At 72.1% G+C, this 17,385-nt stretch carries 15 protein-coding genes; 3 read left to right on the top strand and 12 right to left on the bottom strand.

Annotated features, from left to right (window positions below):
• Nucleotides 1-13 precede the first annotated feature (13 nt).
• From ACF08W_RS21870 to ACF08W_RS21845, 6 genes are all read right to left on the bottom strand, one after another.
• The gene (locus tag ACF08W_RS21870) at nucleotides 14-619 is read right to left on the bottom strand and encodes a TetR/AcrR family transcriptional regulator (RefSeq protein WP_385211763.1); all 606 of its coding nucleotides are present in this window, start codon (nucleotides 617-619) and stop codon (nucleotides 14-16) included.
• Nucleotides 620-623: 4 nt separating this feature from the next.
• On the bottom strand, nucleotides 624-1,625 hold the full coding sequence (locus ACF08W_RS21865; RefSeq protein ID WP_385212145.1) for an agmatine/peptidylarginine deiminase: 1,002 nt from the start codon (nucleotides 1,623-1,625) through the stop codon (nucleotides 624-626).
• A gap of 47 nt (nucleotides 1,626-1,672) precedes the next feature.
• Nucleotides 1,673-3,361, bottom strand: a complete 1,689-nt coding sequence (locus ACF08W_RS21860; protein WP_392280255.1) for an urease subunit alpha — start codon at nucleotides 3,359-3,361, stop codon at nucleotides 1,673-1,675.
• Nucleotides 3,358-3,999 carry an urease subunit beta gene (locus ACF08W_RS21855; RefSeq protein WP_392280254.1) on the bottom strand — a complete coding sequence of 214 codons (642 nt, stop codon included), beginning with the start codon at nucleotides 3,997-3,999 and terminating at the stop codon, nucleotides 3,358-3,360. The genes ACF08W_RS21860 and ACF08W_RS21855 overlap by 4 nt, the downstream gene beginning before the upstream one ends.
• 168 nt (nucleotides 4,000-4,167) lie before the next feature.
• Nucleotides 4,168-5,256 carry a branched-chain amino acid aminotransferase gene (locus ACF08W_RS21850; protein ID WP_352276189.1) on the bottom strand — a complete coding sequence of 363 codons (1,089 nt, stop codon included), beginning with the start codon at nucleotides 5,254-5,256 and terminating at the stop codon, nucleotides 4,168-4,170.
• A gap of 241 nt (nucleotides 5,257-5,497) precedes the next feature.
• Entirely contained in the window at nucleotides 5,498-6,538 is a 1,041-nt protein-coding gene (locus ACF08W_RS21845; protein ID WP_392280253.1) for a 3-isopropylmalate dehydrogenase, read from the bottom strand.
• A 129-nt stretch (nucleotides 6,539-6,667) separates the two neighbouring features.
• Between ACF08W_RS21845 and ACF08W_RS21840 the strand changes: the two genes are divergently transcribed.
• Complete coding sequence (locus ACF08W_RS21840; protein WP_392280252.1) at nucleotides 6,668-8,230, top strand: purple acid phosphatase family protein; 1,563 nt, start codon at nucleotides 6,668-6,670, stop codon at nucleotides 8,228-8,230.
• A gap of 13 nt (nucleotides 8,231-8,243) precedes the next feature.
• Here ACF08W_RS21840 and ACF08W_RS21835 read toward each other — a convergent pair whose 3' ends face one another.
• The gene (locus tag ACF08W_RS21835; RefSeq protein ID WP_352276183.1) at nucleotides 8,244-8,372 is read right to left on the bottom strand and encodes a hypothetical protein; all 129 of its coding nucleotides are present in this window, start codon (nucleotides 8,370-8,372) and stop codon (nucleotides 8,244-8,246) included.
• A gap of 486 nt (nucleotides 8,373-8,858) precedes the next feature.
• On the opposite strand from ACF08W_RS21835, the gene ACF08W_RS21830 reads away from it, so the two are divergent.
• A complete protein-coding gene (locus ACF08W_RS21830) occupies nucleotides 8,859-9,587 on the top strand; it encodes a nitroreductase family protein (RefSeq protein WP_392280251.1) in 729 nt (242 codons plus the stop codon).
• Nucleotides 9,588-9,699: 112 nt separating this feature from the next.
• Here ACF08W_RS21830 and pruA read toward each other — a convergent pair whose 3' ends face one another.
• Entirely contained in the window at nucleotides 9,700-11,331 is a 1,632-nt protein-coding gene (pruA, locus tag ACF08W_RS21825) for an L-glutamate gamma-semialdehyde dehydrogenase (RefSeq protein WP_352276180.1), read from the bottom strand.
• A 48-nt stretch (nucleotides 11,332-11,379) separates the two neighbouring features.
• Nucleotides 11,380-12,306 carry a proline dehydrogenase family protein gene (locus ACF08W_RS21820; protein WP_352276178.1) on the bottom strand — a complete coding sequence of 309 codons (927 nt, stop codon included), beginning with the start codon at nucleotides 12,304-12,306 and terminating at the stop codon, nucleotides 11,380-11,382.
• Nucleotides 12,307-12,485: 179 nt separating this feature from the next.
• Between ACF08W_RS21820 and ACF08W_RS21815 the strand changes: the two genes are divergently transcribed.
• On the top strand, nucleotides 12,486-13,628 hold the full coding sequence (locus ACF08W_RS21815) for a PucR family transcriptional regulator (protein WP_392280250.1): 1,143 nt from the start codon (nucleotides 12,486-12,488) through the stop codon (nucleotides 13,626-13,628).
• On the opposite strand, the gene ACF08W_RS21810 is transcribed toward ACF08W_RS21815, so the two are convergent.
• The 3 genes from ACF08W_RS21810 to serA all read right to left on the bottom strand — a co-directional run bounded on the left by ACF08W_RS21810 (nucleotide 13,603) and on the right by serA (nucleotide 17,056).
• Entirely contained in the window at nucleotides 13,603-14,520 is a 918-nt protein-coding gene (locus ACF08W_RS21810) for a LysR family transcriptional regulator (protein ID WP_392280249.1), read from the bottom strand. The two genes, ACF08W_RS21815 and ACF08W_RS21810, sit on opposite strands and share 26 nt — an antisense overlap.
• Nucleotides 14,521-14,743: 223 nt before the next feature.
• Nucleotides 14,744-15,385, bottom strand: a complete 642-nt coding sequence (locus ACF08W_RS21805; RefSeq protein ID WP_392280248.1) for a TetR/AcrR family transcriptional regulator — start codon at nucleotides 15,383-15,385, stop codon at nucleotides 14,744-14,746.
• A gap of 78 nt (nucleotides 15,386-15,463) precedes the next feature.
• Nucleotides 15,464-17,056, bottom strand: coding sequence for a phosphoglycerate dehydrogenase (serA, locus tag ACF08W_RS21800; protein ID WP_392280247.1), 1,593 nt, complete (start codon nucleotides 17,054-17,056; stop codon nucleotides 15,464-15,466).
• Nucleotides 17,057-17,385 lie beyond the last annotated feature (329 nt).

Below are 17,385 nucleotides of genomic sequence, written 5' to 3'. Positions count from 1 at the left end.
CGCGTCGCGGGCCTCACCGGGCGAGCAGCGACTCCTCGACGAACTCCCCGACCCGGTCGAGGACCTGGCCCCGTCCGGTGCCGGGGAGGCCGACCGCGACATGCACGCTGAAGCCGTCGAGCAGGGCGCGCAGCCGGGCCGCGAACCGACCGGCGTCGACCGGGCGGAACTCCCCGGCCGCCGTGCCCCGCGCCAGCAGCTCCACCAGGTCGCGCTGCCATGCCTCCTCGATGGCGGCCTGCCGGGCGCGGGCGTCGTCGTCCGCGTTCCGCGAGCGGTTCCACACCTCCAGCCAGAGCGTCCAGTGCGGGTCGCCGGGGCCGTCGGGGAGGTAGAGGCCGATGTACCCGTCGAGCTGTTCGCGGGCGGTGCCCGGTCCGGACAGCAGGGCGCGCCGCCGGGCCCCGAGCCGCTCCTCGCTCCACTCCAGGGTCTGGAGCAGCAGCTCGTCCTTGGTCCGGAAGTAGTAGAGGAGGTGTCCGCTGCTCATCCTGACCTCGCGCCCGAGCCCGGCCATCGTGAGGCCGTCCAGTCCGCGTTCGGCGATGGTCGCCATGGCGGCGGCCAGCAGTTCCTCGCGGGGCGGGGCGGTGTTGCGGCGGCGGGGCTCGGGGGGCACGGTGTCAGACCTTCGGCTGCTGCTGGGTGATGCAGTGGATGCCTCCACCGCCGGCGAAGATCGTACGCGCGTCGACGAGGGTGACCGTGCGGTCGGGGAAGAGCTCGCCGAAGACGGCGGCCGCTTCCTGGTCGCGCGGGTCGTCGAAGGCGCAGAGGACCACGCCGCCGTTGCAGAGGTAGTGGTTGATGTAGGAGTAGTCGACCCACTCCCCGTCCTCCTTGAGCACGGTGGGCGCCTTGACCTCGACGACCTCCAGCGAGCGGCCCCGGGCGTCGGTGGCCCCGCGCAGGATGCGCACGGTCTCCCGGGTGATCTCGTGGTCGGGGTGGGCCGGGTCGGGCTGGACGTGGACGACGACGGTGCCGGGGCGGGCGAAGGCGGCGACGATGTCGACGTGGCCGAGGGTGCCGTAGTCGCCGTAGTCGCCGGCCAGGCCGCGCGGCAGCCAGATCGCCTTCTCGGTGCCGAGGCGGGCGTGGATCTCGGACTCGACCTGCTCGCGGGTCCAGTCGGGGTTGCGTTCCCTGCCGAGCTGGACGGTCTCGGTGAGCAGGACGGTGCCCTCGCCGTCCACGTGGATCGCGCCGCCCTCGTTGACCAGCCGGGAGCTGTGCACGGGGACGTCGGCGAGCTCGGCGACGGCGCGGGCGATGTGCTGGTCGTGCTCCCAGCGGGCCCAGCCCTGGGCGCCCCAGCCGTTGAACGTCCAGTCGACGGCGGCCAGTCGCGTCCCGTCGGTGACGAAGGTGGGGCCGATGTCCCGCATCCAGGCGTCGTCCAGGGGGCGTACGGCGATCTCCACGTCCGGGCCGAGCAGGGCGCGGGCGCCGTCCTCCTGGCCGGGGCCGACGACCACGGTGACCGGCTCGAAGCGGCGCACGGCGCGGGCGACGGTGGCCCAGGCGTCCCGGGCGGCGGCCAGTTCGGCTTCGGTCCCGAAGGTGGGGTTGGGGCCGGGCCAGGCCATCCAGGTGCGTTCGTGCGGGGCCCACTCGGGGGGCATGCGGAAGGTCACTGCGCGTCCTTGGGGTCTGCGGTTCGGCGGAGATGTCAGAGGAAGTAGAGGCGGTTGAGGGAGACGGAGTCGGCCGGCTCGGAGCGCAGCGGGTCGCCGTCCAGGGTGACCAGGCCGCTGCGGGCGTCCACGGCGACCTCCCCGGTGCGGGAGTTGTGGACCAGGTCGCCGGGGCCGATGCCGCGGGTGCCGCGCACGCCGACGCGGCGGCGCCGGGTGGGCATCCCGTCGGCGCCGAGCTGGGCCGCCGCCTGCGAGACGAAGGCCACGGAGAGGTCGGCGGCGGTGGCCCCGTGCGCCCCGAACTGCGGCCCGAGGACCAGGGGTTCGCAGGTGTCGGTGGCGGCGTTGGGGTCACCGGTGACCCCGTACGCGGGGAAGCCGGCCTTCAGGACCAGCTGCGGCTTGGCGCCGAAGAACTCGGGCCGCCACAGCACGATGTCGGCCAGCTTGCCGGTCTCGATGGAGCCGACCTCGTGGGAGAGGCCGTGGGCGATGGCGGGGTTGATGGTCAGCTTGGCGATGTAGCGCAGCACCCGGGCGTTGTCGTCGCCCGGACCGTCGCCCTCCATCGGGCCCAGCTCCGCCTTCATCTTCCCGGCCATCGCGAAGGTGCGGCGCACCGTCTCGCCGGCCCGGCCCATGCCCTGCGCGTCGGAGGAGGTGATGCCGATGGCGCCCAGGTCGTGCAGGACGTCCTCGGCGCCCATCGTCCCGGCGCGGATGCGGTCACGGGCCATCGCCGCGTCGCCGGGCAGGTCGGTCTTGAGGTCGTGTACGGAGACGATCATCCCGTAGTGCTCGGCGACCGCGTCCCGGCCGAAGGGCAGCGTCGGGTTGGTGGACGAGCCGATGACGTTGGCCACGCCCGCCATCTTCAGGACGTTGGGGACGTGCCCGCCGCCGCAGCCCTCGATGTGGAAGGCGTGGATCGTACGGCCCTCCAGGACGCGGAGGGTGTCCTCGACCGACAGGCACTCGTTCAGCCCGTCGCTGTGCAGGGCGACCTGGACGTCGTGCTCCTCGGCGACCCGCAGCGCGGTGTCCAGGGCGCGGGTGTGGGCGCCCATGTCCTCGTGGACCTTGAAACCGCAGGCCCCGCCCTCCGCCAGCGCCTCGACCAGCGGAGGGCGGTGGGAGGACGAGCCCCGGCCCAGGAAGCCGATGTTGACCGGCCAGGCGTCGAAGGCGTTGAAGGCGTGGCGCAGCGCCCAGGGCGAGTTGACGCCGACGCCCCAGACCGGGCCGAACTCCTGGCCGATGATCGTGGTGACGCCGGAGGCGAGCGACGCCTCCATGATCCGCGGCGAGAGCAGGTGGACATGGGTGTCGACGGCGCCCGCCGTGGCGATCATGCCCTCGCCGGAGACGATGGTGGTGCCGGTGCCGACGACCACGTCGACACCGTCCAGCGTGTCCGGGTTCCCGGCCCGGCCGATCGCGGCGATCCGGCCCTCGCGGATGCCGATCGACACCTTGCGGATGCCCTGCACGGCGTCGATGACCAGGACGTTGCTGATGACGACGTCGCAGGTGTCGCGGACCGCGGCGGCCTTGAGGTGGAGGCCGTCGCGGGCGGTCTTGCCGAAGCCCGCGAGGAACTCCTCGCCGTACGCCTGGGCGTCGGACTCGACGCGGACGGTCAGCCCGGAGTCGCCGAGCCTCACCCGGTCACCGGCGCGCGGGCCGTGGACGGAGGCGTACTCGGACGGGTCGATGCTCATCGTTCAGCTCCCAGGTATCCACAGGCGGCCGCGCGCCGCAGCGCCTCCTCGCGTGCGCCGGGCGCGTCCAGCGGCCCGTCCACCAGTCCGGCGAAGCCGATCGCGATCCGCTCGCCGCCGATCGGGACGAGCCCGACCTCGACGCTCTCGCCCGGTCCGAACCGCACGGAGGACCCGGCGGGGACGCAGAGCCGCATCCCGTAGGCGTCGGCGCGGGCGAAGTCGAGCCGGGGGTTGGCCTCGAAGAAGTGGAAGTGCGAGGTCACCGAGACCGGCACGGCCGCGGTGTTGCGGACGGTCAGCCGTACCGCGGGCTCCGGCTCGGGCGCGGCCGGTCCGGGCAGGACGGCCCCGGGGGCCTCGTCGCCCAACCCGTCGCCGAGCGGCCGGGACACCACGGCGAGCCGCGAGCCGTCGTCGAAGACGGCCTCCACATGGACCTCGGTGACGACGTCGGCGACGCCCGGCAGCACGTCGTCGGGGCCGAGCACCGAGCGGGCCGCCTCGCAGACGGTGTCCGCGATCAGGGCGGTGGCCTCGGGGACATTGAGCCGGAGCCCGCGGGCGCGGCGGGCACGGGCCAGCTCGGCGGCGCTGAACAGCAGCAGCCGGTCACGTTCCGTCGGAGTCAGTCTCATGTCTCCCCGCCTCTCGGTTAGAGCGTCACTCTAACTCAAGGTTAGAGTGTGAGAGGCCCCACTCCGGATGCCCGAGACCCTCCCCCGGGCATGCGGAAGCCGCGCCGGCTAAGACGCCTGGCGCGGCTTTCACACGTAAGGCCCGGACCGGGCCCGGGATCGGGACGGTCAGCCCAGGGGGTGCATCCAGCCGTGGGTGTCCTCGACGGTGCCGCGCTGGATGTCGAGCAGCCGCTCGCGCAGCTTCATCGTGACCTCGCCGGGCGTGCCGTCGCCCTGGACCCACTCGGCGCCCGCGCACTTGACGGTGCCGACGGGGGTGATGACGGCGGCGGTGCCGCAGGCGAAGACCTCGGTGAGGCTGCCGTTCGCACTGTCCTCGCGCCACTGGTCGATGGAGACGCGGCCCTCCTCGGACTCGTAGCCGAGGTCACGGGCGACCTGGAGCAGCGAGTCGCGGGTGACTCCGGCGAGCAGCGAGCCGGTCAGCGCCGGGGTGACGATCTTGTTCCCGTACACGAAGTACAGGTTCATCCCGCCGAGCTCCTCGACCCACTTGTGCTCGATCGCGTCGAGGTAGGCGACCTGGTCGCAGCCCTTCTCGGCGGCCTCTGCCTGGGCGAGCAGGGACGCGGCGTAGTTGCCGCCGGTCTTGGCGTCGCCCATGCCGCCGGGGACGGCGCGCACCCGGTCCTCGGAGAGCCAGATGGAGACCGGCTTCACACCGCCGGGGAAGTAGGCGCCCGCGGGCGAGGCGATCACCGCGAACAGGTACTCGTTGGCGGGCTTCACCCCGAGGCCGACCTCGGTCGCGATCATGAACGGGCGCAGGTAGAGGGACTCCTCGCCGCCGTGCGCGGGCACCCATGCCTTGTCCTGCTGGACCAGCGCGTCACAGGCCTCGATGAAGGTCTCGACGGGCAGCTCCGGCATGGCCAGCCGGCGGGCGGACGCCTGGAAGCGCTTGGCGTTGGCCTCGGGGCGGAAGGTGGCGACGCTGCCGTCGGGGCGGCGGTACGCCTTGAGGCCCTCGAAGATCTCCTGGGCGTAGTGGAAGACGGTGGTGGCCGGGTCGAGCGACAGCGGGCCGTAGGGGACGAGCTCGCCGTCGTGCCAGCCGCGCCCCTCGGTCCAGCGGATCGTCACCATGTGGTCGGTGAAACGGCGGCCGAAACCGGGGTTGACCATGCTGGCCTCGCGCTCCGCGTCGGACAGGGGGTTCGAGGAGGGCTTGAGCTCGATCGTGGGCGTCGTCATGAGTGCGTGTCCTTCACCGGTTGTATGGGCTGGACCGCGTTCACGCCGCTCCCGCCGGGCGGGTGCGAGGACGCCCGAGCTTTCGTTCGAGGCGCGGCCCCGTTCGATTATCGCTCCCGGGCGGCCGTGCGGAAAGCATGACGGAAACACGGTCCGGTGGTCGATGGTGGCACCCGGAACGGCGCAGGTGAAGCCGCCGGGTGCGGCTGCTACCCGGCGGCTTCGAAGTGGAGTCGTCGGGTCAGCCCGCTACGCGTACCGCGAGCGCGTCGCCGATCTGTTCGGTCGTGCGGTTCGAACCGTCGCGCTCCGCGAGATCGGCGGAGACGGCGTCCTCGATGCGCGCGGCCGCGGACTCGTGGCCGAGGTGGCGCAGCAGGAGGGCGACGGAGAGGACCGTGGCGGTCGGGTCGGCCTTGCCCTGGCCCGCGATGTCGGGCGCGGAGCCGTGGACGGGCTCGAACATCGACGGGAAGGCGCCCGTCGGGTTGATGTTGCCGGAGGCGGCCAGGCCGATACCGCCGGTCACGGCGGCGGCGAGGTCGGTGAGGATGTCGCCGAAGAGGTTGTCGGTGACGATGACGTCGAAGCGCTCCGGCTGGGTGACGAAGAAGATCGTCGCGGCGTCGACGTGCAGATAGTCGGTGGTGACCTCGGGGTACTCGGCCGCGATCCGGTCGAAGGTGTTCTTCCAGAGGTGGCCCGCGTAGACCAGGACGTTGTTCTTGTGGACCAGCGTCAGCTTCTTGCGCGGGCGGGCGTTCGCCCGCTCGAAGGCGTCGCGGACGACCCGCTCGACGCCGTACGCGGTGTTCACGCTGACCTCGGTGGCGACCTCGGCGGGGGTGCCGGTGCGCAGCGAGCCGCCGTTGCCGGTGTACGGGCCCTCGGTGCCCTCGCGGACGACGACGAAGTCGATGTCCGGGCGGCCGGCCAGCGGGCTCGCGGTGTTCGGGAAGAGCTTGGAGGGACGCAGGTTGATGAAGTGGTCGAAGGCGAACCGCAGCTTCAGCAGGAGGCCGCGCTCCAGGACGCCGGACGGCACGGAGGGGTCGCCGATCGCGCCGAGCAGGATGGCGTCGTGACCCTTGAGGGCTTCGAGCTCCTCGTCCGGGAGGGTCTCACCGGTGCGGTGCCAGCGCCGGGCGCCGAGGTCGTACTCCTTGGTCTCCAGCTTCACGTCCTGCGGGAGGGCGGCGCGGAGGACCTTGAGTCCCTGGGCCACGACCTCCTGGCCGATACCGTCACCGGGGATCACTGCGAGATTGATGCTGGAAGACATGGACGCACCCTACTGCTCGTCCCACTCCATGACACGTGGCGTCCACCATGCGGACACAGAGGGGGCCGTACGTGTGCCGTTCGCCCGGACGGCCGGACAGCGTCGGCCGACGGGCGGATGTTCTGTTCCATGGACATCCCCCGTTTCGGAATCCCCGAGAAGCTCGCCGCCCGGATGAGCATGGCCGAGCAGCACGCGTACCTGCGCACCCGGCCGACCCGGCGCGGCGCGCTCCGCGCGGGCGTGGCGACCGCCGCCGTCACCGGCGCCGGGCTCGCCGCCCGGCCCGCCCAGGCCGCCCCGACCGTGCTCACCGCGCCCCGCGCCTCCACCCGGGTGGACGGTTCGCTGGTGGCCCCGTTCGGTCGGCATCTGGCGTACGGCGCCGACCCGAGGACACGGATGTCGGTCGGCTGGCAGGTCCCGTTCGCGGTGGAGCGGCCCTTTCTGCGCATCGGCCTCCAGCCGTGGGCGCTGAGCCGCCGGATCGACGCCGAGGTCCGCCATCTGACCACCCCGGAGCTGAACGGCGGGAAGATCGCCGCGGCCGAGCAGTTCTATCTGCACGCGCGCCTGGAGCGGCTGCGGCCGGGCACCACGTACTACTACGGGGTCGGCCACGAGGGCTTCGACCCCGCCGACGCCCGCAACCTGGGCACGCTCGGCACCTTCACCACCGCGCCCGCCCGTGCGGAGCCCTTCACCTTCACCGCCTTCGGCGACCAGGGCGTCAGCTACGACGCGCTCGGCAACGACCAGTTGATCCTCGGTCAGGACCCAACCTTCCACCTGCACGCGGGCGACCTCTGCTACGCGGACCCGTTCGGTTCGGGGCGCCCCATCGACGGCTACGACGCCCGCACCTGGGACCAGTACCTGGCGCAGACCGAGACGGTGGCCAAGACCGTGCCGTGGATGGTCACCACCGGCAACCACGACATGGAGGCGTGGTACTCACCGGACGGCTACGGCGGCCAGAACGCCCGCTGGTCACTGCCCGGCAACGGCCCGGACCCGGTGAACCTGCCCGGCGCCTACTCCTTCGTCCACGGGAACGTGGCCGTCGTCGCGCTGGACGCCAATGACGTCTCGTACGAGATCCCGGCCAACTTCGGGATCAGCGAAGGCCGTCAGACCCGCTGGCTGGACCGGCGCCTGGGGGAGCTGCGGGCCCACCACGACATCGACTTCGTCGTGGTCTTCTTCCACCACTGCGCCTTCTCGACGTCCAGCGTGCACGCCTCCGACGGCGGGGTGCGCGACGCCTGGGTACCGCTCTTCGAGAAACACCGGGTGGACCTGGTCGTCAACGGCCACAACCACGTCTACGAACGTACCGACGCGATCCTGAACGGCGCCGTCCGGCGCACGGTGCCGATCGGCGAACGCGTCGACCCGGCCCGGGACGGCATCGTGTACGTCACCGCGGGCGGCGGGGGAAGGGCGCTGATGCGTTTCGCGGTTCCGGACAGCTACGAGGGCCACCCCGCCGAGCGGGAGAGCGTGGACACGTTCCACACGGTCAAGGGAGGCGGGAGGGCGGCCGAGACCGTGGAGTGGTCCCGGGTGCGCTACACCGGGTTCTCGTTCCTGGCCGTGGCGGTCGAACCCGGCCCCCACCCCCGGATGGAGGTGTCGGCGCTCGCCGAGTCGGGCGAGCGCATCGACCACTTCGAGATCGCCCGGGGCTGACCGGGGCCGGTCGTCAGTGACCGGTGGAGCCGCCGTTGTCCCTGCGGTCGAGGGCGCGCTGGAGGGCGGCGGCGGCGTTCCGGCGCTCCGACTCGGTCGGGCGGTGGGAACGGCGGACACGGCGGAGGGTGGTCTGGACCATGATGGATCGACTCCTTGAGATCACGGGGATTTCGAGATCGAAGATCGAGGATCGAAGATCGTGAAGCTGATTTCGAGATCAGGATTTCGAGGCGCCGGAAGGGCGGGGAACACGCGCCGCAGGGGTTGCCTGCGCGAGGCGCGCGCTCACGACCGCCAGTCGCTGGATCGAGCGTGACGTTCGGCTTCTACAAAGCTAGGGCAGCCGGGCCGGTCTGTCTCCACAGTTACTCGGACTTCCTACTATCTGAGACGGGCGCACGGCCCGAACCTCTCCCCCCGGCCGCCCGATCGCCCGGAGGAATCGACATCGTCCCTGCTCAACGGGGGTGACGGGGTCGGCCTCCGCGCAGGAGGCAGTTGACCGGCAGGAACCCGGCAATATGCCCGCCGCGTGACGTTCCCGGCACCGCGACACCCCCGGAAGCCCGGCCTCCGGTCCGTCGCACCCTGGTCCGGACCAGTCATGATCCGCCACACTGCCGCCATGTCCGACACCACGGCCGCCACGGCCGCCACCACCGCACCCCCGCAGTGGGCGCCCATCCACGGCGCACCCTACGAGCCGGTCCCCTACCGCCCCGAGCGGATGGCGGCCGACGAGTCCCTCGCCACCGCCGCCCGGCTGCGGCGGCGGATGGACGAGCGCAGGACCGTACGCAGCTTCTCCCCCGACCCCGTGCCCGAGCAGGCCGTCCGGGACGCGATCGCCTGCGCCGCGACCGCGCCGTCCGGCGCCCACCAGCAGCCGTGGACCTTCGTCCTGGTCAAGGACCCCGAGGTGCGCCGGCGCATCCGGGAGGCGGCCGAGAACGAGGAGCGGATCAGCTACGACGGGCGGCTCGGCGAGGAGTGGCTGGCCGCGCTGCGCCCGCTGGGCACCGACGCCGTCAAGACCCATATGACCGACGCCCCGGCACTGCTCGTGGTGTTCCAGCAGCGGTACTGGGTCGGCGAGGACGGCACCCGGCACAAGCACTACTACGTCGACGAGTCGGTCGGGATCGCGGTCGGCATGCTGCTGAGCGCCCTGCACCAGTCGGGGCTGGCGGCGCTGATCCACACCCCGAGCCCGATGCGCTTCCTGCGCGAGGTGCTCGGCCGCCCGGAGAACGAGAAGGCGTTCGCGGTGATCCCGATCGGCTACCCGGCCGAGGACTGCGAGGTGCCCGGCCTGGTCCGCAAGTCGCTCGACCAGGTGCTCGTGGAGATCTGAGACCGGGGCCCGCACGGGCCCGGACATGGAAACCGCCTCCCGGCCGGCAGGGGAACCGGGCGGGAGGCGGAGTTCACGGGAGGGGCGCCGGGGTGGGGCGCCCCGTGGGGTGTCAGCCCTGGTGGGGGTAGGTGTAGTCGGTCGGCGGGACCAGGGTCTCCTTGATGGCCCGGGTCAGGGTCCAGCGCTGGAGGTTCTGCGGGGCGCCCGCCTTGTCGTTGGTGCCCGAGGCCCGGCCGCCACCGAAGGGCTGCTGGCCGACGACGGCACCGGTCGACTTGTCGTTGATGTAGAAGTTGCCCGCGGCGTACCGCAGCTTCTCCATCGTGTGCGCGGCGGCGGCGCGGTCGTTGGCGATGACGGAACCGGTCAGCGCGTAGTCGGAGACCGACTCCATCTGCTCCAGCATCTCGTCGTACTTGTCGTCCTCGTAGACGTGCACGGCGAGGATCGGGCCGAAGTACTCGGTCGTGAAGACCTCGTTCTCCGGGTCGGTGCACTCGATGACGGTCGGGCGGACGAAGTAGCCCACCGAGTCGTCGTACGTGCCGCCCGCGACGATCGTGCAGCTCGGGTCGGCCTTGGCCCGGTCGATCGCGGCCTTGTTCTTGGCGAACGAGCGGTCGTCGATGACGGCGCCGATGAAGTTCGACAGGTCGGTGACGTCGCCCATGGTGATCGAGTCGACCTCGGCGGCGAAGGTCTCCTTGAAACCGGAGTTCCAGATGGAGGCCGGGATGTACGCCCGCGAGGAGGCCGAGCACTTCTGGCCCTGGAACTCGAAGGAGCCACGGGTCAGCGCGGTCTTCAGGACGGCCCGGTCGGCCGACGGGTGGGCGACGACGAAGTCCTTGCCACCGGTCTCGCCGACGAGCCGCGGGTAGGTGCGGTAGTTGGCGATGTTGTTGCCGACCGTCTTCCACAGGTGCTGGAAGGTGGGGGTCGAGCCGGTGAAGTGGATCCCGGCCAGGTCGCGGTGGTTCAGCGCGACCTCGGAGACGGCGAGGCCGTCGCCGGTCACCAGGTTGATGACGCCCTTGGGCAGACCGGCCTCCTCGAGGAGCTGCATCAGCAGCACCGCGGCGTGGGTCTGGGTCGGGGACGGCTTCCACACCACGACGTTGCCCATGAGGGCGGGGGCGGTGGGCAGGTTGCCCGCGATGGCCGTGAAGTTGAACGGCGTGATCGCGTAGACGAAGCCCTCCAGCGGGCGGTGGTCCATGCGGTTCCACACACCCGTCGAGTTGGCCGGCGGCTGCTCGGCCAGGATCTGGCGCGCGTAGTGCACGTTGAAGCGCCAGAAGTCGACGAGCTCGCAGGGGGTGTCGATCTCGGCCTGCTGGGCCGTCTTCGACTGGCCGAGCATGGTGGAGGCGGCCATCGTCTCGCGCCACGGGCCGGACAGCAGCTCGGCGGCGCGCAGGATGATCGCGGCACGGTCGTCGAAGGACATCGCGCGCCAGGCCGGGGCGGCGGCGAGCGCGGCGTCGACCGCGTCCTTGGCGTCCTGCTCCGTGGCGTTGGCGTACGTGCCGATGACGGCCTTGTGGTTGTGCGGCTGCACGACGTCGAAGCGCTCGCCGCCGCCCATCCGCTTCTCGCCGCCGATGGTCATCGGCAGCTCGATCGGGTTCTGGCTCAGCTCCTTGAGCTTCTCCTCCAGGCGGGCACGCTCCGGGGAGCCCGGGGCGTAGGAGTGGACCGGCTCGTTGACCGGCGCGGGGACCTGGGTCACAGCGTCCATGGTTTCCGTTGCTCCTTGGGTAGAGAGGTGGAGGGGAGGGGGGAGGGCTCAGCCCTTGGTCAGGACGGAACGGCCGAAGAACAGCAGGTTCGCCGGCTTCTCCGCGAGACGGCGCATGAAGTAGCCGTACCAGTCGGTGCCGTACGCGGTGTAGACGCGCATCCGGTGGCCCTCGGCGGCGAGCCGCAGGTGCTCCTCGCTGCGGATGCCGTAGAGCATCTGGAACTCGTACTCGTCCAGCTTGCGCCCGGCGCGGCGGCCCAGCTCCTGGGCGATGGCGATCAGGCGCGGGTCGTGCGACCCGATCATCGGGTAGCCCTCGCCGTCCATGAGGGTGCGCAGGATCCGGACGTACGCCTTGTCGATCTCGGCCTTGTCCTGGTACGCGACGGAGGCGGGCTCCTTGTAGGCGCCCTTCACGATGCGGACGCGGCTGCCGGCGGCGGCCAGGCGGCGGGCGTCGTCCTCGGTGCGGAACAGGTAGGCCTGGATCACGCAGCCGGTCTGCGGGAAGTCCTTCCGCAGCTCCTCGTGGATGGCGAACATCGAGTCGAGGGTGGTGTGGTCCTCGGCGTCCAGGGTGACCGTGGTGCCGATCGCGGCGGCGGCCTCGACGACCGGGCGGACGTTGGCGAGCGCCAGCTCGTGGCCCCCGTCCAGCGACTGACCGAACATGGAGAGCTTCACGGACATCTCGGCCCGGGTGCCCAGGCCCAGCTCCTTGAGCCGCTCGATCAGTTCGAGGTAGGCGTCGCGGGCGGCGGCGGCCTGCTCCGGGGTGGTGATGTCCTCGCCGACCACGTCGAGGGTGACTTCGAGGCCCTTGGCGGCGGCGTCCTCGATGACGGGCACGACCTGGTCGACGGTCTCGCCGGCGATGAACCGGTCGACGACCTGCTTGGTGCCGGGCGCGGCCGAGATGAATCGGCGCATCTTGTCGCTGCGGGACGCGGCGAGAATCACGGGAGCCAGCACGGGGCACCTCCACGGAAAGTACGGACGAAGGCCATATCGGTCGAGGGGTGACAGACCGGTACAGCACGGAGAACCACCGTGAAATCTAAGGATCGCTCCGATCGTGTGCCATCGACAGCTGTCACGCATCCGCTCCCCCGTTCTCAGACATATGTCTGAAGGGGTGCGAGAATGGCTGGGTGAAGGGCGATTACCAGGAGCTGGTCGACGAGATCTCCGGGCTGCTCGGCGCCCCCGCGACGCTGGAGAACCGGGATTTCGGCCTGGTCGCCTTCGGTGCCCACGACAGCGACGACGACAGCGCGATGGACCCGGTCCGCACCCGCTCGATCCTGACCCGCCGCTCCACCCCGGCCGTCCGCGCCTGGTTCGAGGGGTTCGGCATCACCCGCGCCACCGGCCCCGTCCGCATCCCCGCCGCCCCGGAGGCCGGGGTCTTCCGGGACCGGATCTGCCTTCCGGCGCGCCACCGGGGAGCGGTGCTCGGCTACGTGTGGCTGCTGGACGGGCACCCCGGGCCGACCGACGAGCGGCTGGCCGCGGCGATGGAGGTGGCGGCCAGGATCGGTGCGCTGCTGGCCGAGGAGGAGCGGGCGGGCAGCGACCCGTCCCGGGAGTTCGGCGCGCTGCTGACCGCCGGGCGGGGCTGGCAGCGCGACATGGCGGCGGCCGCGCTCGCCGAGGCGCTCGGCCCGGACGCGCACGGGCTGCACACGGTGGTCTGCGTGACGCCCTGGCCGCAGGACCCGCCCTCGGTGCGTACGGTGCCGTCGGCCGCCGCGCTCGCCCCGGTCGTCGGGACGGGCCCGCCGCACGCGCTGGCCGCGCTGGTGCGGCTGCGCTCCTCGGGGGTGCTCGACCCGGCATTCGCCGCCGCCGACCGGCTGCGCGCGGTCGCGGGACGGCCGGTCACCGCCGGCATCGCGGTGCCCCGCCGGGGCCTCGCGGAGCTGGCCCCGGCCTGGTACGAGGCGGTGGCGGCGGCCCGTGCGGCCGCGGCCGAGGAACGGTTCGGCGAGGTCGTCGAGTGGTCGGCGATCGGTCCGTACCGGCTGCTGACCACGCTCCCCGCCGACACCGGCGCGGACCCCGCCGTACGCGCCCTGCTCGCCCCGGCGCACAAGGACCTGGCCCACACCGCCGAGGTGTTCCTCGACTGCGCGGGCCAGGCGTCCCGGACGGCCGCCGCGCTCGGCGTCCACCGCCAGACGCTCTACTACCGCCTCTCCCGCATCCAGCAGCTCACCGGCCTCGACCTGAACGACGGCGAGGACCGGCTGCTGCTGCACATGGCCCTCAAGAGCGCCCGGCTGGGAGCCTGACCCGGCGGCCCGCCGCGAAGGCGAGGGCGAGCTGGTCCAGGAGCGGCGCGGCGGCCGGGTGCGGGTCGTGGCGCGGGGTGACCGTGAAGACGCCCCGGGTCGGCGGGTCGACCAGCGCGGCGGTGGCGACATCGGCGCGCAGCGCCCGCGTCAGCACCCCGGGGATCAGCGCGATGGCGTGACCGGCGGCGACCAGGGCGAGCTTGCCGGGGAGATCGGCGGCGGCGAGATCGATGCGGGCGTCGGCCCCCGCGCGGGCCGCGTGGAGCCGCAGCAGCGCCGCCGACCCCTCGTTGTCCTCCACCCAGGTCTCCCCGGCCAGCGCCCTTACGGGTACCGGATCCGCCCCGGCCCGCGGGTGTCCGGCAGGCAGGGCGACGACCATGTCGTCCACGCCGAGGAGCCGCCGCTCGATCCGCCGGTCGTCGGGGAGCCCTGGCGGCGCGTCGGTGACGACGGCCACGTCGAGGTCGCCGTCGAGCACACGGGCGCAGAGGTCCGCGCTCAGCCCCGGCAGGAGGCTCCAGGCGAGTGGCCCCCCGGACTCCAGCAGCCCCCGGACCGCCTCGGGAACGACCCCCGCGGCCAGTGACGGGGTCGCGCCGACGGTCAGCGGCCGGGCGGCGGATCCGTGCCCGGCGTCCCGGGCGGCGCGTACGGCGCGGTCGGCCTCGTTGAGCGTGGCCCGGGCATGGCGCAGGAACGCCTCACCGGCCGCCGTCGGACGCACCCCGCGCGCATGACGCTCCATCAGGCTCGCGCCGACCTGGCGTTCGAGGCCGGAGATCTGCCGGGACACGGCGGACTGCGTGTGGTGGAGCTCGGCGGCCGCCGCCGAGAGCGAACCGAGCCGGCACACCGTCACAAAGGTCCGCCACACCGTCAGATCCATGGGCTCAGTATGTGTCGGGCATGCGAGCGCCGCATGGCATTTATGCGAGATCTGCGCTTGCGGCAGGGAGCGGTGCGCAGCAGGCCGGCGGAAGTTCCGCGCCCTCTTCCCGGGCCACCCGGCCCCGGACGAACCGGCCCGCACCCGCCGCATCGGCACCGTCGACGTCCACGGCTCCGTGGCGACCGCCAACAAGGCGTACCACCGGCACCACTGACGGCGGTTAAGACAGGCCCTGGGGGGCGCCGTGCCCCGCACCGGGCCCTGCGCATTCCTGATCCGCGCGGCCCCCCAGCACGACCTTCAGGCCGTCCGTCAGATCCTGGGCGGAGGGGGCGGACTCCTCGTCCATCATCCACTGGACCATCACGCCGATGAGCAGCGCCTGGCAGAACAGCCCGGCCGTCCTCGCCCGCTCCGGGTCCTTCTCCGGGTCGATGCCGAGCATGTTCTCGGCGAGCCCGTCCCGCCCCGCGCGCTGCGGGCCCAGCAGGGCCTCCCGCAGTCCGGGGTCCTTCTCCAGCCGGGAGACGACCTCCATCTGGAGCTGCCAGACCGACCGGGCCTCCGGGTAGCTGGCGATCACCCGCTGCCAGGTGTCGCGGAACTGGTCGAGCGGCGCTGGGGACCCGCCGCCGTCCGCACCCTCCGCCCCCTCCTCCGGCGAGGTGAGGAGGTCGCCCCACTCCTCCGTCACCTGGAGGAAGGCGAGGTTGAGCAGCGCCTCCTTGGAGCCGTAGTGGTAGCCGATGGAGGCGAGGTTGGTGCCGGAGGCGGCGACGATGTCCCGCGCCGTCGTCCGGGCGTACCCCTTCTCCAGCAGGCAGCGCTTGGCGCCTTCGAGCAGATCCTCACGGTGTCCCATGACAGCAGCGTACCCGGGGTCCAGACGTACGTGTAAGACGTACGTCTAGATTCCGGGTACGCGACGGCGGTACGGCCGTCAGTCGGTGAGGTTCACCGTGCGGGCCGAGGCGGCGCCGATCTCCGTGGAGATCTCGGCGAGCACCGAGGCCGGGACGTCGTCGTCGACGGTGAGGACGACCAGCGCCTCGCCGCCCGCGCCGGTCCGGGAGACCTGCATGCCCGCGATGTTCAGACCGGCCTCGCCGAGGATGCGGCCGACGGTGCCGACGACACCGGGGCGGTCCTCGTAGCGCAGCACGACCATGTGGTCGGCCAGGGCCAGGTCCACGTCGTACTCGCCGACGGCGACGATCTTCTGGAGGTGCTTGGGGCCGGCCAGCGTGCCGGAGACCGAGACCTCCTCGCCGCCCGAGAGCGTGCCGCGGACGGTGACCACGTTGCGGTGCTCCGGCGACTCGGAGCTGGTGGTGAGGCGCACCTCGACACCGCGCTCCTGCGCGAAGAGCGGGGCGTTCACATAGGACACGGTCTCGTCGACCACGTCCTCGAAGACGCCCTTGAGCGCGGAGAGTTCGAGCACCTTGACGTCGTGCTGGGTGATCTCGCCGTAGACCTCGACGTCGAGACGGACGGCGACCTCGCCCGCGAGGGCGGTGAAGATGCGGCCGAGCTTCTCGGCGAGCGGCAGCCCCGGGCGCACGTCCTCGGCGATCACGCCGCCCTGGACGTTGACCGCGTCCGGCACCAGCTCACCGGCGAGGGCCAGGCGCACGGACTTGGCGACGGCGATGCCCGCCTTCTCCTGGGCCTCGTCGGTGGAGGCGCCGAGGTGCGGGGTGCAGACGACCTGGTCGAACTCGAAGAGCGGGGAGTCCGTGCAGGGCTCCTTGGCGTACACGTCGAGCCCGGCGCCGGCGACCCGGCCCTCCTTGAGGGCGGAGGCGAGCGCCGCCTCGTCGACGATGCCGCCGCGCGCGGCGTTGACGATACGGACGGAGGGTTTCACCTTGTGCAGCGCCTCGTCGCCGATCAGGCCGATCGTCTCGGGCGTCTTGGGCAGGTGCACGGTGATGAAGTCGGCGACCTGGAGCAGCTCGTCGAGCGAGAGGAGCTTGACGCCCATCTGCGCGGCCCGCGCGGGCTGCACGTAGGGGTCGTACGCGACGATCTTCATACCGAAGGCCGACATGCGCTGGGCGACCAGGACGCCGATGCGGCCGAGGCCGACGACACCGAGGGTCTTCTCGCTCAGCTCGACGCCGGTGTACTTGGACCGCTTCCACTCGCCGTTCTTGAGCGCGGTGTTGGCCTGCGGGATGTTGCGCGCGGTGGCGACCAGCAGACCGCAGGCCAGTTCGGCGGCGGTGACGATGTTGGAGGTCGGGGCGTTCACGACCATCACGCCGGCCTTGGTGGCGGCGGAGACGTCGACGTTGTCGAGACCGACACCGGCGCGGGCGACGACCCTCAGCTTCTTGGCGGCGGCGATGGCCTCGGCGTCGACCTTGGTCGCGGAGCGCACCAGGATGGCGTCGACGTCGGCGATCGCGGGGAGGAGTTCGGCGCGGTCCGCGCCGTTGCAGTGCCGGATGTCGAAATCGGGTCCCAGCGCGTCCACCGTGGCGGGCGACAGCTCTTCAGCGATGAGTACGACAGGTTTCGAGCTCACGTGAGTCCTCACAGGTCCAGTGCGGACGGCCGTCCCGACGGCCGCAGGCGTGGAGGGGCTTGCCGCGTGGAAGACGCACGACACTGTGGGCCTGACGCGTGTATGTGTGGAGCAGTGTAGTCATGCAGCAGGGCGCACATTGCGCCCCGTTGGAAGGATCACCCACACGGGGGTGGACGACTTGTACACACGTACGACGCCGCGACTTCCAGCGGTGGGGAACGAGAACGCCCCGGGGGCGGGCGGGTGGGCCCGCCCCCGGGGCGTGGGTGTTACGCGTCCTCGTCGTTGACCCAGCTCATGAGCTTGCGCAGCTCGCGGCCGGTGGT

This window comes from Streptomyces sp. NPDC015144, from assembly GCF_043079735.1.
GTDB lineage: Bacteria > Actinomycetota > Actinomycetes > Streptomycetales > Streptomycetaceae > Streptomyces.
Note: the sequence above shows the minus strand (reverse complement) of the source record. Positions and strands in the feature narration are given on the sequence as shown.

Bases quoted from the DNA above. Each gene is read 5' to 3' on its own strand.
- ACF08W_RS21835 (WP_352276183.1), bottom strand. From the start codon at position 8,372: ATGGTCCAGACCACCCTCCGCCGTGTCCGCCGTTCCCACCGCCCGACC.
- ACF08W_RS21850 (WP_352276189.1), bottom strand. From the start codon at position 5,256: ATGACGACGCCCACGATCGAGCTCAAGCCCTCCTCGAACCCCCTGTCC.
- ACF08W_RS21805 (WP_392280248.1), bottom strand. From the start codon at position 15,385: ATGGGACACCGTGAGGATCTGCTCGAAGGCGCCAAGCGCTGCCTGCTG.
- ACF08W_RS21830 (WP_392280251.1), top strand. From the start codon at position 8,859: ATGTCCGACACCACGGCCGCCACGGCCGCCACCACCGCACCCCCGCAG.
- ACF08W_RS21855 (WP_392280254.1), bottom strand. From the start codon at position 3,999: ATGAGACTGACTCCGACGGAACGTGACCGGCTGCTGCTGTTCAGCGCC.
- ACF08W_RS21860 (WP_392280255.1), bottom strand. From the start codon at position 3,361: ATGAGCATCGACCCGTCCGAGTACGCCTCCGTCCACGGCCCGCGCGCC.
- ACF08W_RS21845 (WP_392280253.1), bottom strand. From the start codon at position 6,538: ATGTCTTCCAGCATCAATCTCGCAGTGATCCCCGGTGACGGTATCGGC.
- ACF08W_RS21865 (WP_385212145.1), bottom strand. From the start codon at position 1,625: ATGCCCCCCGAGTGGGCCCCGCACGAACGCACCTGGATGGCCTGGCCC.
- ACF08W_RS21810 (WP_392280249.1), bottom strand. From the start codon at position 14,520: ATGGATCTGACGGTGTGGCGGACCTTTGTGACGGTGTGCCGGCTCGGT.
- pruA (WP_352276180.1), bottom strand. From the start codon at position 11,331: ATGGACGCTGTGACCCAGGTCCCCGCGCCGGTCAACGAGCCGGTCCAC.
- ACF08W_RS21840 (WP_392280252.1), top strand. From the start codon at position 6,668: ATGGACATCCCCCGTTTCGGAATCCCCGAGAAGCTCGCCGCCCGGATG.